Below are 25,888 nucleotides of genomic sequence, written 5' to 3' on the forward strand. Positions count from 1 at the left end.
GCCCTTTCGCCTCCGGCCTGCCACAACCCCAATTCCCTTGTACGACCAATGGAGCCCAAAGCCCACGACCAAGCCCCGACGCCACCCACTCGGCTGGACCCGGTTGCCGCACCCCGGCCCACGAAACCCAGCCCAACTGCCTCACCTCCGGGCTTCGACAGGACAACGAGAGCCAGCCGAGGGGTTCGGCTGGCTCTCGTCGTTGTCAGGCCGGTGGGGATACCACCGGCGGGATCGGCCGGGGCTTCGTCAGCGGACCGTGCCGGTCGTCGAACGGCCGGGGCCGGGGCCGACGGCGTTCAGGGCACAGACGGTGAAGCGGTAGCGGGCGCCCGCTCGGACACCGCTGGGTGCGGTGAACGTCGCGGATCGCTTCGAGGCCGTGGTGGTGAGCACGAACGGCGCTCCGGTCGGTGTGCCCTTGCTGTTCAGGCGCTGGATCGTGAGGCGGTAACCGGTGATCGGGGCGCCTCCGGCAGTGGCCGGCGTGGTCCAGCGGAGCGTGTTGGTCCGGGCCCCTCCGACGCCACCGGGGGTAGCGCTGAGCGAGCGCGGCGCGGACGGATTGGTCCGTGGGATGACCGTCTTGCTGCCCGCCGACCAGGAGCCGGTACCGATCCGGTTCACGGCTCGGACCTGGAAGTGGTAGGCGGTCCCGTTCGTCAGTCCTGTCACGTTCTGCGACGAGGCGGCGGCCGGAGCCGTGCGCACGGCCCCCACCTGCTTGTTCCTGGCGTCCAGGACACGGATCTCGTAGCGCAGGATCGGGGATCCGCCGTTGCTGGCCGGGGCGGCCCAGCGGACCACGGCCAGACCCTTTCCAGCGGCCGGCGTACCGATGCGCGGCGCGCCGGGGACGGTCCGTGTGGTGGCCGGTGGAGTCGTGGGAGAAGTGGTCGGGTCTCCGGTCGGGGTGGTCGGGTTTCCGGTCGGGGTAGCCGGGTCGCCGGGTGGGGTGGTCGGGGTCGGGGTCGGTGAACCGCCATCGGGAGAACCGTCACCCGGATCACCACCCGGGCCGGGAACGCCGGCGGCGGTGGGGATCACCCGGTTGGAGACGGCGGAGAACTCACTGGCGCCGGCGGCGTTCACAGCCCGGACCCAGAAGGCGTACGGCAGGTCGTTGGTGAGACCGGTCATCGTCAGTTCGGTGACCTCCGGACCGCTCGCGTCCACGCCCACCACGATGCCGGTCTCGTCGTCGAGCACCTGCACCTCGTACCCGTAGATCGGGCTTCCGCCGTCGTCGACCGGCGGCGTCCAGCAGACAACGGCGCTCTCGTCGCCGGCCGTGGCGATACCGATCACCGGCGCGCCCGGCGCCACGGGAGCACCCGTCCGCGTCGGCGCAACCGTCGGCGCCGGGGTCGTGGGGACGGGAGTGGTGGGAACAGGGGTCGTGGGGGTGGGGGTGACGGGCGGGGTGGTCACCGATGGCGACGGGGACGGGGTGGTCGAGCCCGGGTCCGCGGCGACCGGCGTCACCGCGGCGGACGGCTCGCTGAAAGCCCCGCTGCCGACCGGGGTCTCCGCCCGGACCCGGAAGGTGTACGAAACCCCGTTCGTCAAGCCGGAGACCACCAGCTCACGAACGTCCGCCGCGAGCGAGGTCCGCACCTCGGACCCGTCCGAGCCGCTCCGCGACAGCGTCAGGCCACTCACCGGGACACCGTCCGGAACGGTGATCAGCACGGTCGCCGTGCGGTCACCGGCGAACGCCGAGACGCCCAGGAACGCCTGCAGCCCGGTGACGTCCACGGTCTGGTCGTCGAAGCGGAGCAGTTCGACGTTGCGCACCATGTCGGTCCCGTCCGGCCCGGAGACCTGCACGCCCCCGTCGACCGGCGTCACCGCGTAGGACGCCCGGGCCCCGGAGAAGACGGCCGTGTCCACGTCCCGGGTCGGCGACGACGCGATCTCCCGTACGAGATGGATGTCCTTGGGGTTGATCTTCCCGGCGAAGACGTCCGCCTTGAGCGAGGCCAGGTTCCGCGCCGACCGCACCTCGTTGCCGTCCGCATCGCGGACGCTGAGCCGGACCGTCAGATAGCGATCACCGTCGATGATGTCGTCCCCGGCACGACCCTGGAGCGTGTCGCTACCAGGCCCACCGAGCAGCACATTGCCCGCTCCCCAGACGCCGCCGTGCAGGTCACAATCGCGGCCGGTGCGGTTGGCCAGCGCGGAGACCGGTGTCGGCAGCGAGGTCACCACCCGGTCGAGGCCGCGGATCCGGGCGACCCCGGCCGCGTCCAGCGCGTCGCAGCCGAACCGGTCGCTGTCGGCCGGGATGACGTCGTCGCCACGCAGCACGTCGTCGCGGGTGCCGCCGGAGAGCGCCTCCACCTCGCGGTAGCGGTCCAGGAGTTCCGCGGTCACCTCCTCCACCGGCAGCCGGGCCAGGTCCGCGTCCATCGGCAGGTCGTCGCCGCCCTGATCAGGATCGGACGCGATGGACCAGTCGAAGCCGGAGCCGCCGTCATACCGGTCGACGCCCGGGCCCTGGACCCCGATGTCGTCGCCACCCTCCAGGACGTACTCGTCGTCGCCGCCCTGGCCGATCAGCACGTCGTGGCCGGGCCGGTTCGCGTCGTCGAGGACGAACGGGTTACCGCTGTCGCCCTGGAGCAGGTCGGATCCGTTACCACCCTCGGACCAGTCGTCGCCCGCGTCGCCCCACACGGTGTCCACGCCGTCACCGGCGAGCATCAGGTCGTCGTCCTCGCCGCCGAACGTCTCGTTCGCGTTGGCGCCGCCGTCGGTGAAGTCCTTCCCGTCGCCGCCGAGAACGATGTCGATCCCGGGGCCGGCGTCGATCGCGTCGTTGCCCGGCCCGCCACGCGGCATGTCGGCGCCGCCGGCGTCGGTCAGGACGTCATCGCCCTCGCCGCCGATCACCGAGTCGTCGCCGGTGCCGCCCTCGAGGACGTCGTCGCCCTCCCCGCCCCACACGGTGTCGTTGTCGACGCCGGCGCTCACCCGGTCGGTCTCGTCCGTGCCGAGCCAGACCGACTGATCGAGAGCGGTCGCCCGCTGCTTGATCGTGCCGTCGGGCATGCGCAGCAGCTTCACGGACTCGTCGCACTCCGAGGACGGGTCGTCGAGGACGCGGCTGCCGGAGAACCGGAGGCGGGACAGGTCGTAGGTGCAGTCGGTGGTGGCGAACGAGTCCGCCCGCAGCCCCTGCACACCGGTGGTCCGCATGATCAGTTCGGCGAACGTGTTGCCCTCGAGCTGGGCACGCAGGTTCATCCCGGGCGTGCGGGCCAGGTAGTAGAGCCGGTCGCCGTTCTGCAGCACGTCCATCTGGTTCTCGAAGACCTGGTTGAACGTGCTGCCGAGCAGGCCACCGAACGGCTCGCCGGCCTCGGCGAGCCCACCGATCCACAGGTCCACGTCGTCCAGCCCGGAGGTGGCCGCGGACGCGTAGAGGAAGTCGGGCGAGTCCATCAGCGCCCGCGCCGCGGCCCGCTTCGCGGTGGTTCCGGAGGCGGCCTTGATCGACGGGTCGGTTCCGTACGCGGCGATGAAGTTGACCAGCGATTCCGAGTACCTCAGGTGCTCACCGAAGTCGACCCAGTTGACGTACGGCGTGAGCCCGACCGCCCGCCGGAACGCGTTCAGCGGCGGCACCCCTTCGGACCGGCCCCGCGCGATGTTGATCGCGGCCAGGTCGCTCGGCAGCCCGAGCAGCTTGTTGCGCAGCGTCTCGGTCACGAACTCGTCGATCTCGTTGCCGACCTGCCCGGACATCCCGGCGGCCACCGCACCGGCGGCCTGTTCCGGGCTGAGCGTGCCGCCGTCGGTGAACGCGTCCGGGTTGAGGAAGCCGTCGAGCAGCGTGATCGAGTCGTCGGAGCCGTCGCCGGTCCGCCGCGTGATCGTCTCGGTCAGCATCGAGTGCCCGAACCGGTAGACCGCGTGCGCGAACTCCGCCCGTACCGCCGGGTCGAGTTCCTCCTGGTAGACGTCGAACGGGTCGATCGCCGGCTGGATCTTCCGGGCGAACTCCTCGAAGACGATGTGCTGGTACTCCATCTCGTTGATGAACTTCGCACCCTGGAAGAGCCGGTCCCCGGTCCACTCCGCGGCGGTTCCCGCCTCGCCGGCCACCCGCTGGATGTCCCCGACCAGCCGGTTGTGCTCGGTGTGGAAGATCTGGTGGATCGCGGTCAGCCCGATGTTCTCGTTGACCCGGCCGTCACCGGCCACGTAGTGCCGGTCCAGCAGCGCGGCGTCGTAGCCCGGCCGGGACGGGTCGGCGGCGTGGGCGATGTCGGCCAGGAACGGCGTGTCGAAGTGCAGCACGTTCGCCGGCGCGGAGACCGGGGCTGCGGTGTCGCCCTCGACCAGGCCGGTGCTGGTCACGTACTGGGGAAGACCGCGCGCGGGGCCCGGGACGAACTTGCCGTACGCGTCGGCGAGCACCATCGGCACATTCAGCACGTCCGCGTCGCTCAGCCGGAGCCCGAGCACCTGGCCGGCCTGCTGCTTCACCTCGGCCCAGGTGGGCAGCCCGCCCGCGGCGCCGGTCAGCAGCCGGCCGGTGTCCTTCGCCTGCCCGTCGTACTCGCGCAGGAAGACCTGGTGGGCGGCGTTCGAGGTGTACGTCTGGGAGTTGTCCACGTACGGCGTGTCGATGTTCTTGGCGGCCGTGCCGCCGCCGGCCCGGCTCAGCACCATGAACCGCAGCGACGGCGGCAGGTTCTCGCTGATCACCAGCGGATCGTCGGCCGCGAGCGGGACGATCACCGCCCCGCCGCCCTTGACCGTCAGGTCGATGCCGTGGTCGAAGAACTGCCCGAAGAGGGTGAACCAGGAGTTGTACGGCGCGGAGAGGCCGGCGTCCGGGGTGACGTTCGGGATGCCGGCCGCCGGGTCGCCGCCGTGCGCCGCCGCGACCGCGGCCGGGTTGTTCGCACTCTGGTCCGCGATCAGGTTGCTGATCATCCGAGGCTGGGCGTCGGTCGCGTTCCGCTCGGTGTACCCGGGGCGCAGCCGCGCCGGGGTCAGCCGGGGGAAGGTCTGACCGGCCGCGCCGTAGGTCTCCTGGCCGGCACCGAGGTGGTTGCAGGAGCCGTCGACGGTCCGCAGCCCGAGAGACTGGTTCGGCGCGACGGCCAGGGCGCCGCACGGGCCGTTCGCCGCGGTGGTGTTCGCGACGTGCGCCTCAGCGATCTTGATCTGCTTGAGGATGTAGGCCAGGTCGGCGGCGGTCACGGTGAACCCCTGCCCGATCGGCGCGGCGTGCGCGGCGGGGGCGAAGAGGATCGCGGAGACGAGCACGGCCACCGCGGTGACGACGGAACGGAGCTTCAGCACAGACGCACTCCAGAACGCATGTCCGATTAGCAAGGAAATTTCGGATGAATGCTGAAGTGCGGAGCTGAGGTCCAGCTCTAAGAAAGCTGAGGAGGGCCACCCCGCTCACGCGAGATGGCCCTCCTCACCCCCGATCCACACGGTCAGTGCCCGCTGTGTCCCGATTCGCCATCGAGATCCGGTACACCGCCGGAGAGTTCCACTCCCGGTCCGGGCCCGTTGGCACTCACGGTCACCCGGTCCGCCGACGTGCCGGACGCCCGCGCCATCGCCTCCCGTACCGCGCCGATCTGCCCGTCGCTGAGCAGCGCCCCGAAGTACCGGACGGTCAGCCCGGCCGGCTGCACGCTGGTCACGTAGTGGTTCAGCGAGTCGCTGAGGATCCCCTCGGCGTCCTGCCGCTTCGCCGCCTCCGCCGGGGTGACCCCGTTGGGCATCACGGCGAACGTGATGTCGTGCACCAGCACCGTCTGGGTCACGAAGAACGCGACGTCGGCCGGCTGGTGGTCGCGCATGAACGCCCCGGCCCGCTGCACCGTGACGCCCTCCGGCAGCACCAGCGTCACCTCCGGCACCAGGTACTTCAGCATGTCGGCGCTGAACACCGCGAACGTCGCGTCGCTCAGCTCGCCGAGGCCGTCGCTCTTCGCCGCGGCGCGCAGCTCCGCGGCGATGTGCGCCCGGTCCGCTCCCTTGGCCGGGTGCACCGCGATCGCCGCCCGCTTGCGCACCATCGGCCCATCGAACGTGGTGGTGGCCAGTTCGTCACCGGCGTCGTCACTGATCGTGGCGGCCTCGGCCGGCGTCTCGACCGGAGCCGTGCCGAACCAGCCACCCGACCAGGCCGCCACCGCGAACGCGACCAGCAGCAGGGCCAGGGTGTACCCGACCCCGCGGAACCTCGCACCCATCAGGTGCCCAGCGGGTAGCTCGGGGCGTAGACCACCGGCAACTCGGCCTCGGTCTCGGCCCTGGGCGGGTCCATCGTGATCGGGTTGTTGGTCTCCAGGTCGCCGACCGCGAACTGGATCATCATGTCGCTGTCCTCGTGCACCAGGTTGTGGCAGTGCGTCATGTACCGCCCACCCTCGTTGCCGTCACCGGTGGTGAACTGCATGAGCGCGGTGACCGTCTCGTTCTCGCCGAGGTAGAAGACGTCCTTGCCGCCACCCTCCCACGGGTGCGCCTTGCCGTCCGAGGTGGTGTTGCGCCCGATGATCTGGGCGTCGATCAGGTGGATGTGGAACGAGTGGAACCAGCCACCGGACTCATTGACCAGGTCCCAGATCTCCACGTCGTACGGCTTCGGGTTGCCCAGGACCCGCTTGAACTCGGAGCGCTCGACGTCCGCCCAGGTCTCCCCGTTGACGGTCCACGTCGAGTTCTTGCGCTCGACGCGCAGCCGGCGCCGGACGGTCGCCATCTCCGGCTTGAGCTTGTTGACCTCGATCGCGCCGCGGTTGGCGTACGGCTGCGGGCCCAGGTCCAGCGTCGTCGGGATCTGGTAGGTGTCCGCCGGACCGGAGTCCGCGACGACCTCGAACTGCATCACCTTGCCGGTGTTGGAGAAGTCGACGTTGTTCTTGTTGCTGAGGTTCTTCAGCTCGATCTTCGTGCCGACCTTGTACTTGCGGAAGTCGATCAGGATCTCGTACCGCTCGGCGCCACCCTGCCGGAAGGACGACACCGCGGCCACCTTCGGCGTCATACCCGCGTCGGTGCCGACGATGTAGATCGGGTCGCCGGTGCTGAGCGCGTACCGGAACGACCGGGAGATGGTGGCGGCCAGCACCCGGAACCGGTAGACCCGCGGCTTCACCTTCATCTTCGGCCACGGCACGCCGTTGACCATGATGATGTCGCCCATGAAGCCGGCGTTCCCGTCCGGCCAGAAGGCGATCGAGCCGTCGGCCTTGAACGCGATGTCGCTGACGACCAGCGGCACGTCGAACTCACCCTGCGGCAACTGTGCCGTTTCGTACGGGTCTTTCAGGTGATATTGGGCAGCCAGGCCGGAGTAAACGTTCTCGGCGGTGTCCCCATGGTTGTGATCGTGGTACCAAAGGGTCCGACCCTGCTGCCAGTTCGGGTACTTGTACGTCTTCGCCTGACCAGGTTTTGTCTGATCATTGGCATAACCGTCGTACTGCGGCAGGGAGGCGGAGCCGTGCAGGTGGGTGACCGTGCTGAAAGGCCGCCCGTTGAGCGTGTTCACGTTGGAGAGGGCGTTCGTGATCCGAACCTCGGTACGAGTGCCCTGATTGACCCGAATAGTCGGGCCCGGGAAGATCCCGTTGTAGCCGGCGACCGTGGTGGTCAAGCCGGGCACGATGTTGGCCTTCCCCAGCTTCTGGGTGAGCCGGTACTTCTGGAACGGGCCCTGCTCGTCCACACCCTCCTCGACCGGCATCAGCACCGGCGGGCGGCGGAACATGTTCGTGTACGGCGTCGGCATGTTCTTGGACGAGAGCTGACTGGTGGAATCCTTCGCGAAGACCTCGCCACCGGCGGTCACCACGAACAGTCCACCGCCACCCAGCGCGAGTGCTCCCTTGAGCAGGTCACGCCGGCTCAGACTCTCGCGTGCCATCGAACACCTCTTCTTCCCAGGGCTTACTCAGGAAGCCGAAACCTAGAGAGACGTGCTGAGGTGTTCCGTTGGTGATGCTGAGGTCCGCCGCCGCTTCTCAACTCCGGTCGGTTTCTGGCGATGACCATGACGTGAGACTGGGGGTCAAGGTTCTGGGCCAGCTGACCGTCACCGACGGTGACGGAAGCGTGCTGCCCGCATCCGAGCTGCCCCGCCGCGCCCGCCAGGTGCTGGCCGTGCTGGCCGCCCGGCACGACCGGATCCAGTCCAAGGACGCCCTGGCCGACGCGGTCTGGGGTGAGGATCTGCCGGGCAACCACGCGGGCGCCCTGGAGCACTACGTCTCGGTGATCCGCCGTCGGCTGCAACCACAGGGCTCGCCGGCGACCTGGTTCATCGTCACGCGCTCCGGCGGGTACCTCTTCGACACCTCACGCGCCGCCCTCGACATCGCCGAACTGCGGCAACTCGTCCGCAAGCTGGACACGCTGTGTCCCGGCGAGCCGGAGGAGCTGCAGGTTCACGAGGAGATCCTCGGGCTCGCCCGCGATCTGCCGTTCCCCGAGGACCCATACGCCGAGTGGGCCGAGCCGATCCGCACCGAGGTCTCCATCGCCGCGGTGAACGCCCTGCTCCGGGTCGCCGCAGCGGCCCTGACCGACGACGCCCCGCGCTCGCTGCGGCTGGCCAACGAGGCGATCGAGCTCAACCCGTTCCTGGAGTCCGGCTACCAGGCCGCGATGAACGCCGCGGTGGCGATGGGCCGCCCGGACGACGCGCTGCGCATCTTCGAGCGCTGCCGGCAGGTGCTGGACCGCGAACTGGGCGTGGCGCCCTCGGCCGAACTGGCCGTGATCAAGCAGTCGGTGCTGGCCGGGCGCGCGCCGGCGGCGGAGAGCGCGCCGGCACCGATCCCGGCCTCCGCGCCCGCGCCGGTGGTGACGAGGCCGAGCGAGCGGTTCCTCGGCCGGCTCACCGAGATCCGGCTGATGGTCGAACCGGGGACCCCTCCGGTGGTGCACTTCGTCGGGCCGAGCGGTGCCGGCAAGTCCGCGTTCCTGGCCGAACTCGGCCGGCACACACCCGGACGGATCGGCATCGGCAACGCCGGGCCGGCCGTCGGCGTGCTGCGTCTGAGCTGGCTGCGCAGCGTCCTCACCGATCTGGACGCCGCCCCGGAGACGATCGAGGCGGTCGACCGGGCACTGCCCGACCACCCGCTGTGCCAGGCCGATCTGGAGCTGATCGCGGAGACGTTCGACCGGCCGGAGCCGGTGTACCTGGCCATCGACGACGCCCTGGGCCTGGACACGGCCAGCGTCGCCGAGCTGGCCTGGCTGAACGGGCACTGCCCGGGCCTGCGGATCGTGCTGACCTACGACTATCCGTCGCAGCTGTCCGGACAGCCGCTGGCCGGGCTGGGCACGCCGGTGGTGATGCGGCTGGACCCGCTCACCGTCCAGGAGCTGGAGCCGCTCGGCGATCCGTGCGTACTGCAGCTGACCGGCGGCATCCCGGCCCTGGTCGCGGTCTTCCGGCGGCCGCCCGCGGTGGCGGGCGCGGTGGCCATGCAGGTCGCCCGGCGGCGTACCGAGTGGATGCCGCCGCCGGCCTGGGAGCTGCTCCGGCTCTGCGCCGCGCTCGGCGACCTGGGCGCGGCCGAGCTGACCGCGCTCACCGGCAAGCCGGTGACCGAGGTGCTGACCTGCGTGGACGCGCTGGTGCACGCCCACCTGTTGCGCGAGTGCCCGGACGGCCGGGTCGGTCACGCAAGCTCGCTGGTGCGTGACGCGGTGGCCGCCCAGATCTCCGGTGCGACCGTGCTCTACCTGCGCAAACAACTGGCGGCGGCCGCCTAGGGCGACCGCCGCCAGTTTTGGGGGCGAGAAACGTCAGTTGGTGACGTTCACCGTGAAGGCGAGCTGCCGCCCGCCTGTCGTGGTGACCAGGCTGATCGTCGGGGTCGGGTTGAGGACCGGCGCCGGCCCGGTGACCCGGATGCTGAACGCGCCCGCCGCGTCCACCGTCGCCGTGCCGATCACCCGGCCGGTGAGCGTGCCACCCAGCACCGCGGTGATCCGCTGACCGACGAGCAGGTTGCTGTTGCCGCTGATCCGCCACTCGTTGTTGCCGGTGCGGTAGCGGACGGTCAACCCGGTGAGGCTCTCCGGCTGCGGCTTGATGGTGACCAGAGCGGTGGCCTTACCGTTCGGGTTGGTCACCGTCAGCTCGAACACCACCGGGTCGTTGTTGTAGACGAACGACGCGTTGGGCCCGGGCGAGGCCGGCAGGGCCTGGGACGGGTAGGTGAAGGTCGGCTTCGCCGAGGTGGCCCCGGCCAGCGTCACCGCCGGGCCGGACACCTGCTTCCAGCTGTACGACTCGACGTTGGAGGACGACGAGCCGTTCAGCGTGACCGCCTTGCCACGGGTCACGGTCTGGTCGGCTCCCGCGTTCGCGACCGGCACCGTGGCCGGAACCACGGTCACCGTGACGGTGGCGGGAATGCTCTGGCCACCGGGGCCGGTCACGGTCAGCGCGAAGGTGTAGGTAGCGGCCGCGGTCGGCACGAACGAGGCGGAGGAGGTGGTCCCGCCGGTCAGCGTCACAGCCGGACCCGCGGTCTGCTCCCAGCGGTACGAGCCGATCTCGCCCGCCGAGCCGGTGCCGTCCAGCTTCACGGTCTGCCCGGTCACCGCGGTGCTGTTCGCGGTGGCCGCCGCAATCGGGGCGTCCAGGCCGAACGTCGCGCCCGAGCCGACCAGGGAGGCCGTCGCCGAGCCGCCGCTGGACGAGGTCACGGTGATCGCGGCGGGTGGCGCGAGCACGTTGGTGAACGCGGTGCCGGTGATCGGCCCGTAGCCGGTGACGCTCAGCACGCCCGGGTTCGAGTCACGGTCGCTGCTGGTGGCGGCGACGGTGAGGGTGTGCGCGTCGGCGTCGTACTCCGCCCGGGTGACCTGCACGACGTCGACCAGCTTGCGGATCTTGGTCGCGACCGGACGGTCCGAGGCGTTGACGATCTCGACGCTCGCGTCGGCCGGCAGCGGGCCGGTGAGCGGGAAGCGGCCGTAGTAGTGGCCGTTCGAGCCGCGCAGGCGGGTGTTGTGGATGCCGAGCGCCGGGTTCGCGACGATCTCGATCGCCTGACCGGGCTCGCTGGTCGCGTAGACCTCGACCACACCGTTGCCGTCCGAGCCAGTGGTGTAGGTGGCCTGGTCCACGTCGACGCCGGCGTTGGTCGCCATCCGGCCCTGCACGCTGAACAGATCGGTGTACCCGACCTGGCCGATCACCGCGCCGGTCGTCGGGTTGAGCTCCTCGATCCGGATGAAGTTGGTGTTGTACGGGCTGCCGATCACCTTGTGCTCGACGCCCGGGTCACCGGTGTAGCCGGTCGGGGCGGCCGGTGCGACGCTCGGGTCCCACCTCAGGAACGGGCCGATCCGGCTGTTCATGACCTGCCCGAACGCGCCGGCCGCGATACCGATGTCCTCGGTCATCCGGACGCCCTTGTCACCGGCGACGAGGTCGTCGATGCCGTACGGGTGAGTGATCTTGAAACGCCGACCGGCGGCGGCGTCGAAGCGGATGCGGACCCGACCGAAGACGATCTGGTCCCCATCCTTCACCTCTTCGGCGGCCCAAGCGCCCTCCACGTTCATGCTGATCGTGGCGTCGCTGCCGTCGGCCAGAGTCAAGGAGCCGTCGGCGAGCTGGTAGAAGAACTCGCCCGGGAAGTTGTCGGGGTAGGAGACCGGCCGGTCGGGGTCGGGCACCTCATCCGGCGCTACCGCACACAGCGGGTCGTCCATGGTGTAGCAGGCTTCCAGCCGCAGCCCGGTGCTGTCCCGGTACCACGACGGATAGCCGAATTCGGCGATCGGGCCGACCTGGGTGAGTCGGCCGTCCCGGGCGGTCGGTGGCGTGACCACGGTGGCGTTGGCGCTCCCCGCGAGCGGGGTGACCACCGCGAGCGTCACCCCCACCGTGACCGACCAACGGACCAGATGGTTTCTCATCGGACTCCTTGGTTGCTTCGGATCCGACACGATTGCGCGTCCCACGTTGGCCCGCCTCACGGAAACCTGAGCGATTCCTGAGTCCGCTCCGGCAAAACCCTCGAGGCATCGGATTCGTACCCCCTCTGCTTCGCGGGTACCGCTGTCGACCACACCCTCACTTAACCGGTCAAGTACACTATGGATCGCCTGGTGGGATCGGATGACCGGGTTTGGCCGCCCGATAAGCTCAGCGGCAAAGTCGCACCGTCAGGGCGGGACAGGGGAGACTGAGTGAAACGTCCCACGATCGCCGATATCGCCCGGCGTGCGGGTGTGTCCAAGGGCGCCGTGTCCTACGCGCTGAACGGTCAGCCCGGCGTCTCCGAGGCGACCCGCAAACGGATCCTCGCCATCGCGCAGGAGATCGGCTTCAACGCCAACAGCGCCGCCCGGGCGCTCTCCGGGGCACGCGCCCGCGCGGTCGGCCTGACCCTCTGCCGGCCGGCCCGGATCCTCGGCATCGAACCCTGGTTCATGGGGCTGATCAGCGGCTTCGAGGCCGAACTCGGCGCGCAGTCGTACGCGTTGACGCTGCAGGTCGTGGCCAGCCCGGAGCAGGAGGTGGAGGTCTACCGCCGCTGGTGGGGCGAGCGCCGGATCGACGGCGTGATCGTCACCGACCTGCGGGAGAACGACATCCGCATCCCGGTGCTGCACCAACTCCAACTGCCCGCGGTGGTGATCGGCGGCTCCGGCGAGCCCGGTGCGGTCACCCAGATCTGGTCCGATGACGGCGGGGCGGTCACCGAGGCGGTGCGCTACCTGGTGGCCCTCGGTCACACCAGGATCGCCCGGGTCAGCGGTGTCCCGGACCTGCTGCACACCCAGGTGCGGACCAAGGCGTTCAACGAGGTGTGCGCGTCGCTCGGGCTCGGTGACGCGGTGACCGTGCCCGCCGACTACACCGGCGAGGAGGGCAGCCGCGCGACCCGGCGGTTGTTGATCGGCGGCGGCCGGCCGACCGCGATCATCTACGACAACGACGTGATGGCGGTGGCCGGGCTGGCCGTGGCGCAGGAGATGGGCCTGTCGGTGCCGGGCGACCTGTCGATCGTGGCCTGGGACGACTCGCCGCTGTGCAGCCTGGTGCACCCGCCGCTGACCGCGCTGAGCAGGGACGTCTCGGGTTACGGCGCACAGGCCGCACGGGAGCTGCTGAACGCGATCGACGGTAAGAAGGTCGGCAACGTCAAGGCGCAGACCGCCCACCTCACCCCGCGGGGCAGCACCGCTCCGCCACGGGCCTAGCGTCGACGCCGGGTCGACCGGACTCGGGCTAACGTTCCGCGCGGTGGGACTCGAGGTACGCCTCGATCCGCTCGGCCGGGGCCGGGCCCGCCAGCGCGGTGCCCTGGCCGTACCGGCAGCCCGCCGCCATCGCGCGCTCGATCCGCTCCGGCGTCTCCAGGCCCTTCGCCACGATGTCCAGCCCGATCCGCCGGGCCAGCCCCACCACGACCTCCAGCACCGCCTTCTCCGACTCGTCACCGGCCAGGGCGGCGTTCAGCTTCAGCATGTCCACCGGGAGCCGCCGCAGGTGGGTCAGCGAGGTCTGGCTGGAGCCGAAGTCGTCCAGCGCGGCGCGGACGCCCAGCCCGCGCAGCCCGGAGAGGGCCGCGACGATCGCCGGCACGTCCTCGGCGATCCACGTCTCGGCGACCTCCACGACCAGCCGGTCCGGGACCACCCCGTGCCGGCGCAGGGTGGCCGCGATCTGCTCCGGGAAGCGGGCGGCGAGCAGCTCACGCGGGCCGACGTTGACCGACATCCAGAACTCGTCGTCACCGCCGGTCCAGTTCCGCAGGTGCCGACAGGCGGCGTCGAGCGCCCACTCGTTCAGCTCGGCGGTGACGCCCAGCGCCGCGGCGATCGGCAGGAACTCCTCGGGCAGGACCGTGCCGAGCTCCGGGTGCCGCCAGCGCAGCAGCGCCTCGACGCCGGCCGGGCGGCCGTCGCGCAGCCCGGTCACCGGCTGGAAGACCAGGTCGAGCTCGCCCCGACCGGCCGCGCCGGCCAGCTGTCGCTCCAGCTCCATCCGGCGCTGCAGCTGTAGCTCGACGTCCGGGTCGTACCACTCGACCGCGTCCCGGCCGAGCTGGTGGGCCCGCTGCCGGGCCAGGTCGGCATGCCGCAGCACCTCGTCCGGGTCGCCGGCGCCGGCCAGCTCGGCCAGCCCGACGCTGGTGTGCAGGCGCACCTGCGCCCCGGGCAGCGAGAACGGCTCGGCGAGGGCGGCCACGATCCGGCTGGCCAGCGCGTACGCCGGAACGGCCGACTCGGGGGTGAGCACCGCGAACTCGTCACCACCCAGCCGGGCCGGCACGTCCTCGCCGCCGGTCAGCGCCCGCAGCCGGCGGGCCACCTCGGTCAGGACCGCGTCGCCGACCGCCCGGCCCCGCGCGTCGTTCACCTCGGCGAGCCCGTGCAGGTCGACGACGAGCAGGGTGCCGGGCTGCCCCGCCCGGCGGCGGGCGGCGAGCAGGTCACGCATCAGCGCCCGCCTGTTCGCCAGGCCGGTGAGCTGGTCCAGGTAGGCGAGCCGGTGCAGGGTGCGCTCCAGGTGCCGCCGCTCGCCCACGTCCCGCACGTGCACCACCAGGGCGGCCACCTCGGGCACCGCGCGCTGGTCGGAGATGGTCGACTCGGTGTCCCGCCAGATCTGGTCACCGTCCCGCAGCCGGGCGCTGACCAGCACCGGTGGGCCACCCTCGTGCTCACCGGCGAGCACCGACCCGATCACCGCGAGCGCGTCCCCGGCATCGTCGGGATGGATCAGCTCGCCGAACGGCCGGCCGATCACCTCGGCGTCGCAGAGCCCGAAAAGCCGAGCCGCGGCCGGCGACTGCCAGCGGACGGTGAGCCGCTCGTCGAGCACCAGGGTCAGGTCGGTGGCGCCGGCCACCAGCGATCGGAAGTGCGCCTCGGCGACGCGCAGCCGGCCCGCGTAGCGCCGGATGTCCCGGACCACCAGCAGCTCCCGCAGGACCAGGACGGTGACCATCACCAGGCCGAAGACGATCCCCGTGGTGTCGAAGCCGGGGCCGGTCAGCAGGTGCCACACCGCGGCGATCACGCCGACCGCGGCCGGGATCCCGAGCAGCGGATAGCTCGCGAGATATTGATCCGGATTCCGCGGCTCGGCGGGTGGCACCGGCAGCCCCCGGCGTGAGCCGCCGCCCGCGGCCGCGGCCAGGCCGGCCACCATCGGAAGACCCAGCAGCGGTACGGCCGGACCGGTCACGCCGAGCGCCATCACCTCGGCCAGCGCCGCGAGCGAGACGAGCACCAGCGCCGCGCCGACGGCGCACCAGACCGCCGGGACCGGCCGGGGCCGGGCGCGCAGCACCACGACGGTGACGATCGAGACGCCACCGACGGCGATCAGGACGGCGGGCAGCGCGGCCGGACTGGGCTGGCCGTCGGGCGGGACCAGGTAGGCCGCGAAGCCCAGGCTGACGCCGAGGCCGAGCCCGTCGAACGCCCGCCGCAACCGGACCGCCCAGTTACGTGCCGCGCCCGGCAGCAGAGTGGCACCGAGCACGTAGCAACCGGTGGCCACCGCCAGCCCGGCGGTCAGCCAGGTGACCGCGCCCGGCGGGGACCACCCGGGCACCACCAGGGTCAGGGCGGTGGCCAGCGCGCCCATCCCGACGAAACCCGCGCCCCGGCAGGCCACGAACGTGCCGTCGGCATGATGGATGTCGAGGGCCGAGCGCACCAGGTAGGCGGAGGCGCAGAGGCCTGCGGAGCCCACGCCAACGGCCAGCGCGACCGGGCCAGGCAGCAGGCCCGCGGCACCGGCCAGCAGCACCAGGACGGCCATCGATGCGACGGTGAGCAGGACCGGCCGGCCGGCGTTGCTGGGCCGGGCCGGCACGAGGGGCGGCACGGCCACGACGATGTCCTCTGCGTTCGTGCCGGGGGGGGTCGGCCCCCGGCGGGCGGGGCGGAACAAGAGGTCGTTGTACCCGAATAACGAATCACCACCGGATCGGGTTACGGGCCGGCCTCTTCAGGGATCGTCGAGGATGGACGGACACGGGTCAACTCGGGCCTGTGGAAAACGTCCGGGTGCCGGGTGCGAGGATGGGAACGTGAGGAAACGTCCTGCCCTGCGGGTTCGCAAGTCCGGCACCGCCCTGGTGGCCTCCGGCATCGCGTTCGTCGGCACGGTGCCGCTGGCCGGCACCTCCTGGGCGCTCGCTCCGGTGCTGCTGGTCCCGCTCGGTGCGCTGGCCTGGTCCTGGCGCGCCGGGACCGACGTCTACCAGGACGAGGTGCGGGTCCGCGCCCTGTTCGGCGGCAACCGGGTGCCCTGGAGCCGGATCACCGAGCTCGCGCCCGACCAGCGGGGCCGGGTCTCCGCGCTGCTGGACAACGGGAACGTGATCCGGCTGACCGGTGTCACCCGGGACAACCTGTCGCTGGTGCTGGCCGCCGCCGGCAGGAGCCCGAGCGCCGATCCCTCGCCGTCCGCCGAGGATCCGGCCGACGAGGAGGGCGAGGCAGCCTCCATGGAGGCGTGACCACCTTCTCAAGAACTGTCAGCCGGCGCGGTTACCCTGGTCGGCAGAGAAGCTGAGGGGGTGGTCTGGCCGTGCGTTCCCGACGGGGTCGTGCCGCGGTCGCGACACTGGCCGTCGTGCTGGCGCTGACCTCGGGATGCAGCTTCGGCCCACCCGGGCCGGACAAGGCCGGCACCGCGCCCAACCTGCCCGGCCCGTCGATCGCCGCCACCGCGAGCGCCGGTCCGGACGAGCAGGAGATCGCGGTCACCGTGCTGGCCAAGGGCCTCGAGGTGCCGTGGGGCATCGCCTTCCTGCCGGACGGATCCGCCCTGGTCACCGAGCGCGACACGGCCCGCATCCTGAAGGTCGGACCGGAGTCGGGCGCCGACGGCCTCAAGGTCGCCGAGGTGGCCCGCCTCGCCGAGGTGCGCCCCTCCGGCGACGGCGGCCTGCTCGGCATCGCCGTCTCCCCGAAATACGCCTCCGACAAGACGGTGTTCGTCTACTACTCCACCGCCACCGAGAACCGGATCGGCAAGCTGGTCCTCGGTAAGACGCTGGAGCCGATCCTCACCGGCATCCCCCGCTCGGCGGGGCAGAACGGCGGCGCCCTGGCCTTCGGCCCGGACGGTTACCTCTACGCCGGCACCGGCGACGGCACCGCCACCGGCACCCAGGCCCAGGACCCGAAGAGCCTGGGCGGCAAGATCCTGCGCATGACCACGGCCGGGAAGCCGGCCCCGGGCAACCCGGTGAAGGGCTCGCTGGTCTGGTCCTCCGGCCACCGCAACGTGCCGGGCCTGACCTGGGACAAGACCAAGCGGATGTTCGCCACGGAGAACACCCAGCCCAAGTTCTCCGAGCTGAACGTGGTGCAGAAGGGCAAGGACTACGGCTGGCCGCGGGCCGACGGCACGACCACCGGCGGTGAGTTCGCCAACCCGCTGGTCGCCTGGCCGGCCGCCGAGTCGTCCTGCGGCGGGGTAGCCTCGTTCGAGACCACCGTTGCCACCGCCTGCCTGCTCGGCAAGCGGATCTACCTGCTCAACGTCACCGGCAACGGCACCGTTCTGGGCAACCCGCAGGATCTGCTCAACGACAAGTACGGCCGGCTTCGCGCCCTGGTCGCGGCGCCGGACGGGTCTCTCTGGGTGAGCACCTCCAACCAGGAGGACGCCGGCGAGCCGGACCCGGAGGACGATCGCCTGATCCGGCTCGTCTTCTCGGACGGCGGCGCCGGCCGGAGTTGAGACGGGTATGACTGTTTTGTCTCGGGCCAGGGTGGGCAGATGAGCCGCGATGAGTGAGCTGACGGCCCCGGCCACACCCCCCTGGCGTCAACACCTGCGCACGGCGGCCGCTCTGGCGGTGCGCGGATGGCGACACCGATGGTTCCGCAACCTCCGGATCAGCGCCGCGGTCGGCCTGGTCAGCCTGATCGCGGCGATCATCAGCGTGATGTCGTTCGCGCACACCGACATCAACGTGGGGCCGTTCCGGGCCGAGATGTCGATCAGCCCGACCCTGGTCGGCGGCACCGAGGTGGCCATCCCGCCGCTCGGGTCGCTGCACCTGGACAGCCACCGCGGGACGCTGCACCTCAAGGTCGCGCTCGGGTCCCTCGACCAGAGCCGGACGGAGGAGCTGATCGACAACCCGACGGCGATCAGCTCGGCCGGCGACCGGGCGGTCGACGAGGTCACCGCCGGGGTGTCCCAGCTCGCCCTCCGCACGATGGGCCTGGCCGTGCTGAGCGCGATCCTCGCCGCCGCGCTGATCTTCCGAAACGTCCGCCGCACCGCCGCGGCCGGACTGACCGCGCTGATCGCGAGCGCGGGCAGCATCGGGCTGGCGGTCGCCACCATCCGGCCTGACGCGATCAGCGAGCCCCGTTACGAGGGTCTGCTGGTCAACGCCCCGGCCGTGGTCGGTGACGCGCGCCGGATCGCGGACAACTACGGGCGGTACGCGGAGCAACTCCAGCAGATCGTCAGCAACGTCAGCCGGATCTACACCACGATGTCGGCGCTGCCGGTGTACGAGCCGGCCGGCAACACCACCCGCATCCTGCACGTCTCCGACCTGCACCTGAACCCGTCGTCGTGGGGACTGATCCGCACCGTGGTGCAGACGTTCGACATCGACGCGGTCGTCGACACCGGCGACATGGTCGACTGGGGCAGCAGCGCCGAGACGTCGTACGCCGCCTCGATCCCGTCGATCGGCGTCCCCTACATCTACGTCCGCGGCAATCACGACTCGATGGCGATCCAGGCCGCCGTCGGCAAACAGCGCAACGCGATCGTCCTCGACAACGCGCTCACCACCGTCGACGGCCTGACCATCGCCGGCATCGGCGACCCGCAGTTCACCCCGGACAAGAGCACGTCGAACACGGCCGGCGACAACGCCGACGCCGGGCTGCTCACCGCCGCCGGCGAGCGCCTGGCCACGACGATCCGCGACTCCGGCAAGGAGGTGGACGTCGCCCTGGTCCACGATCCCGCGATGGCCCCACCCCTCTCCGGCGTGGTCCCGCTGGTCCTCGCCGGTCACAAGCACAATCGCGAGGTGATCATGCTGCCGGCGCCCACCCCGCCCACCCCCGATCCGTCCGCGTCGGCCGTCCCCTCCCCTGGCCCATCCGCGTCGACGGCCGTGCAGGCCCCGATGCCGACCCGGCTCATGGTCGAAGGGTCCACCGGCGGCGCCGGCCTCCGCGGGCTGGAGAAGAAGGAGGAGCCGCTCCCGCTCGCCCTGTCGGTCCTCTACTTCGACGAGAACCACGATCTGAAGGCGTACGACGACATCCAGCTCGGTGGCACCGGCCAGTCCAACGTCGAAATGCAGCGCAACGTCGTCGGCCTCGACAAGGAGAGCCCGGCGCCGTCCACCCCCGCGACGTCCGGCCCCGCCGCCACCCCGGTCGGCCAGCCGAGCCGCTGACCCGGCGGCGCCGCACTCGTCGCCGCAGGCATGACGGACAGCGGCGCGGTCAGATGCCGAGCCGCTGACCCGGACTGGTTCGCCCGTCGCCGCAGGCGTGACGGTCACGTGCCGAGCCGCTGAACCGGACTGGTTCGCCCGTCGCCGCAGGCGTGACGGTCACGTGCCGACCCGCTGAACCGGCCGCGCCTCACCCGTCGCCGAAGGCGTGACGGTCACGTGCCGACCCGCTGAACCGGCCGCGCCTCACCCGTCGCCGAAGGCGTGACGGTCACGTGCCGAGCCGCTGAACCGGCCGCGCCTCACCCGTCGCCGAAGGCGTGACGGTCACGTGCCGACCCGCTGACCTGGACTGGTTCGCCCGTCGCCGCGGGCGTGACGGTCACGGCCGAGCCGCTGACCCGGCCGCGCCTCACCCGTCGCCGCGGGTGTGACGGGCGGTGTCGCGGTACAGGCCGATGGTGCAGGCGACGGCGAAGGCGGCAGTCAGCTGCAGCACGACCGGGGCGCCGGGCCAGCGGGTGTCGGCGATCACGAGGGGGATCGCCACGTAAGCCGTCGCGGCGATCGGGACCAGCGGGAAGAAGCGGCGTGGCCGCGTCCGGACCACCGCGTCGCGGCTGCCGAGCGCCCACCTGAGGACCGCCGTGAACAGGGGCAGAAAGGCCCCGACAGCGAACCCACCGAAGACCGCGGCATCCGGTGAACCCTTCGTCATCAAGGTCAGGACGCCCAGCACCGTGCCGGCCGGGACCGAGGCGGCGGTCACGAGCGGCAGCCAGCGGGCGATCGACGGGGCGTTCCTGGCGAGCACCCGCAGGGCTGCCCGCTGACCCGGATCGATGGCCAGTGCGACGCGGGCGGCCTCCTCTGCGGCCTCGACAGCGCCCCGCCGGGAGAGCGCCTCGGCGAGCAGCGCATGCGCGTCGGCCTTGCTCGGGTCCAGCTCGATCGACCGGGCCGCGGCCTGTTCCACCTCGCTCCACCGGTGCAGCCCGTACAGGGCGACCGCACGCATGAGATGCGCCGGTGCGCACTCCGGGTCCAGCTCGACCGAGCGGTCGGCCGCCTCGAGCGCCCACTGGTACAGGCCGAGCCCGGTCCGCGCGCCGGACAGCCGATGCCACGCCCGCGCATCCGCCGGGTGCTCCCGCAGGAACTCCTCGAGCAGCTTGACCGCGTCCGCGAACCGCTCCTCGAGCACCGCCGTCTTCGCCTCGGCCACCAGCGTCGGCTCGTCGTCGTCCGGCTGGCTCGCCTGAGGCGGGACCGGTGGCCCGTAGGGCACCGGCAGGGTCGGAGCCGCCGCGGTGGGAGGGACGAAGGGCAGCGCGGGCGCCCCGGAGGGCATGGGCCACGCCGCGGCCTCCGGATCAGGCCCGGCCGTCGAACCGGGCGCGGCCGGGCGCGGCCCTTCGGGACCGGGCGCAGGAGGAGCCGGCGTGAGAGGACCGGGCGCGGTAGAAGCCGACGCGAGAGGATCAGGCGCGGGAGAAACCGACGCGAGAGGACCAGACCCGGGAGAAACCGACGCGAGAGGACCAGACCCGGGAGAAACCGACGCGAGAGGACCAGGCGCGGGAGAAACCGGCGCGGCGGGAACCGGCGCTTCGGGAACGGGTGCGGCGTCGCTGGTGGACGGCGGGACGTCGGTCATGTCGGGTTCCCCGTGATCGATGCGACCGGACGGCCGCCGGCCGACTCTAATCGACGGTCACGAGTACCCGAAACGGCATCGCCCGGCTCACCGTGAAGCGAGCCGGGCGAAACGTCGTACGCCAGAAATCAGGAAGCGCCGAGCCGGGAAAGGATGAGGTCGCGGACGGTCTTGGCGTCGGCCTGGCCTCGCGTGGTCTTCATGACCGCGCCCACCAGAGCACCCGCCGCGGCGACCTTGCCGTCGCGGATCTTCGCGGCGATGTCCGGGTTCGCCGCGATGGCCTCGTCGACGGCCGCCTGCAGCGCACCGGTGTCGGAGACCACCCCGAGACCGCGCGCGGTCATCACCGCGGCCGGGTCACCCTCGCCGGCGACGACACCCTCGAGGACCTGACGGGCCAGCTTGTCGTTGAGCTTGCCATCGTCGACCAGCTTCTGCAGGGCCGCGACCTGGGCCGGGGTCGCGCCCACCTCGGACAGCTCGATGCCCTGCTCGTTGGCGCGACGGGCCAGCTCGCCCAGCCACCACTTGCGGGCACCGGCCGGGGAGGAACCCGCCGCGATGGTCTCCTCGATCAGCTCGACCGCACCGGCGTTGACCGCCGACTGCATCTCGAGCTCGGAGATGCCCCAATCCTCGCGGAGCCGGGCCCGCTTGACGCTCGGCTTCTCCGGCTGCGACGCGCGCAGCGACTCGACCCACGCCGGGTCCGGCGCGATCGGGACCAGGTCGGGCTCGGGGAAGTACCGGTAGTCGGTCGCGGTCTCCTTGGAGCGGCCCGGGCGGGTGTCGCCGGTGGTCTCCTGGAAGTGCCGCGTCTCCTGGAAGATCCGGGTGCCCTCGTCGAGCAGGCCGGCCTGCCGGATGATCTCGGAGCGGACCGCGCGCTCGACGGAACGCAACGAGTTCACGTTCTTGGTCTCGGTGCGGGTGCCCCACTCCTCGCCGGGCTTGTTCAGCGAGGTGTTGACGTCGCAGCGCAGCGAACCCTGCTCCATCCGGACGTCGGAGACGCCCAGCGAGCGGATGATGTCGCGCAGCTCAGCGACGTACGCCTTCGCGACGTCGGGGGCGAGGGCGCCGAGACCCGGGACCGGCTTGGTGACGATCTCGACCAGCGGAATACCGGCCCGGTTGTAGTCGACCAGCGACTCGGTGGCGCCGTGGATGCGACCGGTGGCCCCGCCGACGTGCAGGGTCTTGCCGGTGTCCTCCTCGATGTGCACCCGCTCGATGCCGATCCGGTACTCCTTGCCGTCGACGGTCACGTCGACGTAGCCCTCGACGCAGAGCGGCTCGTCGTACTGCGAGGTCTGGAAGTTCTTCGGCATGTCCGGGTAGAAGTAGTTCTTCCGGGCCATCCGGCACCACGGGGCGATGTCACAGTTCAGCGCGAGGCCGATCCGGATGGTCGCCTCGATCGCGGCCCGGTTCATCACCGGCAGGGCGCCGGGCAGTGCCAGGCAGACCGGGCAGACCTGGGTGTTCGGCTCGGCGCCGAACTCGGTCCGGCACCCGCAGAACATCTTCGTCTGGGTGCCCAGCTCGACGTGCGTCTCCAGGCCGATGACCGGCTCGTAGCGACTGAGGGCGTCGTCGTAGGACGGCAGCGCGATGGTGGTCATGTGCTTCGGCTCCGGCTCACTGCGGCATCGGACATACGGACAGAGGTCAAGCCTAGTCGCCTGGTATGAAGCGACGACGCCGGGTTTGCCTGCCCCCGATTAATTACCCCCACCAAAAATGATCTTCTAGATAGCCTGTCGCGCATGTTTCGATATCTCACCGGCGTGGCCCTGGCCATGACGGTTCTGTGCGCGAGTTGCACGGATACTCCTCCCGCGGTGACCCCCTCCGCCGCGCCGTCGAACGCCGCACCGGCCATCGACTACACCGCCTGGCAGGCCGGACGGTCCACCCCGGTCGCCGACAAGCTCTACCCCGAACACGGCAACGCCGGCCTGGACGTCCTCCAGTACGACCTGAAGCTCGACTGGAAGCCCACCGAGAAACTCCTCACCGGTAGGGCGACCCTGCGCGTCCGCCCGACCGTCGCGGCCAGCGAGATCAAGCTGGACTTCGCGAACCTCTCCGTCGACACGGTGACCGTCGACGAGAAGTCGGCCACCGGCACGCTCGCCAAGGAGAAACTCACCATCCCCGCCACGCTGGTCGCCGACCAGCCGGTGACCGTCGTCGTCGAATATCACGGCACGCCGAAACAGGTGAGCTACCCGTCGCATCGCCGCGACGCCAAGGAGGGCGTGGGCCTGCGCCCGACCAAGACCGGCGGCCTGTGGACCATGCAGGAACCGTGGGGCGCCATGACCTGGTATCCCGCGAACGAGCTGATCTCAGACAAGGCGATGTACGACATCGCGGTCACCGTGCCGAAGGGCTGGGCGGCCGCCGCGAGCGGCACGCCGGGCCCGGTCGAGGGCAGCACGTACCGGTACACCTCGGCGGTACCGACCGCGGCCTACCTGACCACGCTCGCGGTGGACAAGTACCGCCAGGTCACCCAGACCGGGCCGCACGGGCTGAAGCTCAGCTACTGGGTCCTTCCGAAGACCGACGACAAGCTGCTGCCGGTGCTCAAGAAGTCACCGGCGCTGATCAGCTGGCTGGAGTCGAACCTCGGGCCGTACCCGTTCGAGACGGCCGGCGCCCTGGTCAACGGCTCGGTCTCGGCCATGGAGACCCAGCAGATGCTGAGCCTGGGACGCCCCACCGGCAAGTGGACGAAGACCGAACAGGAATTCTTCGAGGAGATCCTGGTCCACGAGTACGCCCACCAGTGGTTCGGTGACACCGTCACGCCGACCGGCTGGACCGACCTGTGGCTGAACGAGGGCTTCGCCCAGTACATGCAGTACCTGTACGAGCAGAAGCTGTACAAGTTCAGCGACGCCGACCTGGAGCGGTTCATCCGCAAGCGAGACGCTGAGCTGCGCAAGTCCGTCGGCCCGCCCGGCAAGCCCAAGGCGGCCAACTTCGCCGAGAGCAACGTCTACGTCTGTGGCGCGGGCATGCTGAAGGAACTGAACGACGCCCTCGGCGACAAGAAGTTCTTCGCCCTGATGAAGGCCTGGGTGGCCGAGCACAAGGACACCAACCAGGACCGGGCGGCGTTCATCGCGTTCGTCAAGGAGAAGACCGGCAAGGACTACAGCAAGCTGATCAACGCCTGGCTCGACTCCAAGTCCACCCCGAAGTAGTCCTCGCCGAACCAGATCAAAACCTGCTTTCCGGTACGGCGACAGCCGCGCCCTCACCGGCCGGCCGTCGACAGTCACCCTGTCGACGGCCGGCCGGCCACAATCCAGCGCCGCTGTTACAGGGCCGGCGGCGTGAAGGTGCCGATGGCGGACTCCAGGGCGCCGGCGACCCGGTACATGCGGTCGTCGGCCATGGTCGGGGCCATGATCTGGAAGCCGACCGGGAGGCCCTCGGAGAGGCCGCACGGGACCGAGATGGCCGGGCCGCCGTACAGGTTCGTCGGGATCGTGAACAGGTCGGCCAGGTACATCTGGTACGGGTCCGACGTGCGCGAGCCGAACGGGAACGCGACGAACGGCGTGGTCGGCGAGACCAGCACGTCCACCTTCTCGAACGCGGCCTCGAAGTCGCGGGTGATCAGGGTGCGAACCTTCTGCGCCTGCCCGTAGTACGCGTCGTAGTAGCCGCTGGACAGCGCGTACGTCCCGATGATGATCCGGCGCTTGACCTCGGGGCCGAAGCCGGCCTCGCGGGTCAGCGACATGACCTCCTCGAGCGAGCGGTCGCCGTCGTCACCGGCGCGCAGGCCGTACCGGACGCCGTCGAAACGGGCCAGGTTGGACGAGCACTCGCTGGGGGCGATCAGGTAGTAGGCCGGGAGGGCGTACTGGAAGTTCGGGCAGGACACCTCGACGACCTCGGCACCCAGCTTGACCAGCGCCTCCAGTGACTCCTTGAAGGCGGCCAGCACGCCCGGCTCGGAGCCCTCGCCGGTGAACTCCTTGACGATGCCGAGCTTGACGCCGGTCAGGTCGCCCCGCAGGCCGAGGCGGGCCGCGGCGACCACGTCCGGCACCGGCTGCGCGATCGAGGTGGAGTCGCGCGGGTCGTGGCCGGCGATCGCGGCGTGCAGCAGCGCGGTGTCCTCGACCGTACGGGCACAGGGGCCGGGGGTGTCGAGCGAGGAGGAGAAGGCGATCAGGCCGTAGCGGGAGGTGCCGCCGTAGGTCGGCTTCGCACCGACCGTGCCGGTCACCGCGCCCGGCTGGCGGATCGAGCCACCGGTGTCGGTGCCGATCGCGAGCGGGGCCTCGTACGCCGCGAGCGCCGCCGCCGAGCCACCACCGGAACCGCCCGGGATCCGGCCCAGGTCCCACGGGTTGTTGGTGGGGCCGTAGGCGCTGTACTCGGTGGACGAGCCCATGGCGAACTCGTCCATGTTGGTCTTGCCGAGGATCGGCATGCCCGCCTTCTTCAGCCGCTCGACGATCGTCGCGTCGTACGGCGGCTTCCAGCCCTCGAGAATCTTCGAGGCGGCGGTGGTCGGGATGCCCTTGGTGGTCACCACGTCCTTGACCGCGATCGGCACGCCGGCCAGCGGCCCGGTGATCTCACCGGCGTCGACCCGCTTCGCCGCGGCCAGCGCGCCCTCGCGGTCCACGTGCAGGAACGCGTGCACCTGTCCGTCCACCGCCGCGATCCGGTCCAGGTGGGCGGTGGCCACCTCGACGGCGGAGACCTCTTTCGCGTCGAGCAGCGCGCGCAGCTCGACCGCCGTCTTCCGGGTCAGGTCGCTCAC

General features: G+C 71.1%; 14 protein-coding genes. 6 read left to right on the plus strand and 8 right to left on the minus strand.

Annotated elements, in window-relative coordinates:
• Positions 1–249: 249 nt before the first annotated feature.
• The 3 genes from CHC09_RS02870 to CHC09_RS02880 all read right to left on the minus strand — a co-directional run bounded on the left by CHC09_RS02870 (position 250) and on the right by CHC09_RS02880 (position 7,912).
• On the minus strand, positions 250–5,322 hold the full coding sequence (locus tag CHC09_RS02870; protein ID WP_089291334.1) for a peroxidase family protein: 5,073 nt from the start codon (positions 5,320–5,322) through the stop codon (positions 250–252).
• 143 nt (positions 5,323–5,465) lie between these two features.
• Entirely contained in the window at positions 5,466–6,233 is a 768-nt protein-coding gene (locus CHC09_RS02875; RefSeq protein ID WP_089291335.1) for a hypothetical protein, read from the minus strand.
• Positions 6,233–7,912, minus strand: a complete 1,680-nt coding sequence (locus CHC09_RS02880) for a multicopper oxidase family protein (RefSeq protein WP_089291336.1) — start codon at positions 7,910–7,912, stop codon at positions 6,233–6,235. Before CHC09_RS02880 ends, CHC09_RS02875 begins: the two co-directional genes overlap by 1 nt.
• 131 nt (positions 7,913–8,043) lie before the next feature.
• On the opposite strand from CHC09_RS02880, the gene CHC09_RS02885 reads away from it, so the two are divergent.
• A complete protein-coding gene (locus tag CHC09_RS02885; protein WP_179276924.1) occupies positions 8,044–9,771 on the plus strand; it encodes an AfsR/SARP family transcriptional regulator in 1,728 nt (575 codons plus the stop codon).
• 33 nt (positions 9,772–9,804) lie between these two features.
• On the opposite strand, the gene CHC09_RS02890 is transcribed toward CHC09_RS02885, so the two are convergent.
• Positions 9,805–11,934, minus strand: a complete 2,130-nt coding sequence (locus tag CHC09_RS02890; protein WP_089291338.1) for a PKD domain-containing protein — start codon at positions 11,932–11,934, stop codon at positions 9,805–9,807.
• Positions 11,935–12,207: 273 nt separating this feature from the next.
• Here CHC09_RS02890 and CHC09_RS02895 point away from each other — a divergent pair, with 273 nt between their 5' ends.
• The gene (locus CHC09_RS02895) at positions 12,208–13,224 is read left to right on the plus strand and encodes a LacI family DNA-binding transcriptional regulator (protein WP_089291339.1); all 1,017 of its coding nucleotides are present in this window, start codon (positions 12,208–12,210) and stop codon (positions 13,222–13,224) included.
• A gap of 28 nt (positions 13,225–13,252) precedes the next feature.
• Here the strand turns inward: CHC09_RS02895 and CHC09_RS02900 are convergent, their stop codons facing one another.
• Positions 13,253–15,871: an EAL domain-containing protein gene (locus tag CHC09_RS02900; protein WP_089291340.1), complete on the minus strand. Its 2,619-nt coding sequence runs from the start codon at positions 15,869–15,871 to the stop codon at positions 13,253–13,255.
• A 199-nt stretch (positions 15,872–16,070) separates the two neighbouring features.
• Here CHC09_RS02900 and CHC09_RS02905 point away from each other — a divergent pair, with 199 nt between their 5' ends.
• From CHC09_RS02905 to CHC09_RS02915, 3 genes are all read left to right on the plus strand, one after another.
• Complete coding sequence (locus tag CHC09_RS02905) at positions 16,071–16,502, plus strand: PH domain-containing protein (RefSeq protein ID WP_239138045.1); 432 nt, start codon at positions 16,071–16,073, stop codon at positions 16,500–16,502.
• A gap of 71 nt (positions 16,503–16,573) precedes the next feature.
• Entirely contained in the window at positions 16,574–17,734 is a 1,161-nt protein-coding gene (locus CHC09_RS02910; protein WP_089291342.1) for a PQQ-dependent sugar dehydrogenase, read from the plus strand.
• A 49-nt stretch (positions 17,735–17,783) separates the two neighbouring features.
• Positions 17,784–19,430 carry a metallophosphoesterase family protein gene (locus CHC09_RS02915; RefSeq protein WP_089291343.1) on the plus strand — a complete coding sequence of 549 codons (1,647 nt, stop codon included), beginning with the start codon at positions 17,784–17,786 and terminating at the stop codon, positions 19,428–19,430.
• Between the two features lie 412 nt (positions 19,431–19,842).
• On the opposite strand, the gene CHC09_RS02920 is transcribed toward CHC09_RS02915, so the two are convergent.
• Together CHC09_RS02920 and gatB are read right to left on the minus strand one after the other, a co-directional pair.
• Positions 19,843–20,781 carry a tetratricopeptide repeat protein gene (locus CHC09_RS02920; RefSeq protein WP_089291344.1) on the minus strand — a complete coding sequence of 313 codons (939 nt, stop codon included), beginning with the start codon at positions 20,779–20,781 and terminating at the stop codon, positions 19,843–19,845.
• A gap of 434 nt (positions 20,782–21,215) precedes the next feature.
• Positions 21,216–22,715, minus strand: coding sequence for an Asp-tRNA(Asn)/Glu-tRNA(Gln) amidotransferase subunit GatB (gatB, locus tag CHC09_RS02925; RefSeq protein WP_089291345.1), 1,500 nt, complete (start codon positions 22,713–22,715; stop codon positions 21,216–21,218).
• A 144-nt stretch (positions 22,716–22,859) separates the two neighbouring features.
• On the opposite strand from gatB, the gene CHC09_RS02930 reads away from it, so the two are divergent.
• On the plus strand, positions 22,860–24,308 hold the full coding sequence (locus CHC09_RS02930; RefSeq protein WP_089291346.1) for a M1 family metallopeptidase: 1,449 nt from the start codon (positions 22,860–22,862) through the stop codon (positions 24,306–24,308).
• Positions 24,309–24,424: 116 nt separating this feature from the next.
• Here the strand turns inward: CHC09_RS02930 and gatA are convergent, their stop codons facing one another.
• Positions 24,425–25,888: an Asp-tRNA(Asn)/Glu-tRNA(Gln) amidotransferase subunit GatA gene (gene gatA / locus CHC09_RS02935; RefSeq protein WP_089291826.1), complete on the minus strand. Its 1,464-nt coding sequence runs from the start codon at positions 25,886–25,888 to the stop codon at positions 24,425–24,427.

The sequence above is a fragment of the Actinoplanes regularis genome, assembly GCF_900188005.1.
Lineage (GTDB): Bacteria > Actinomycetota > Actinomycetes > Mycobacteriales > Micromonosporaceae > Actinoplanes > Actinoplanes regularis.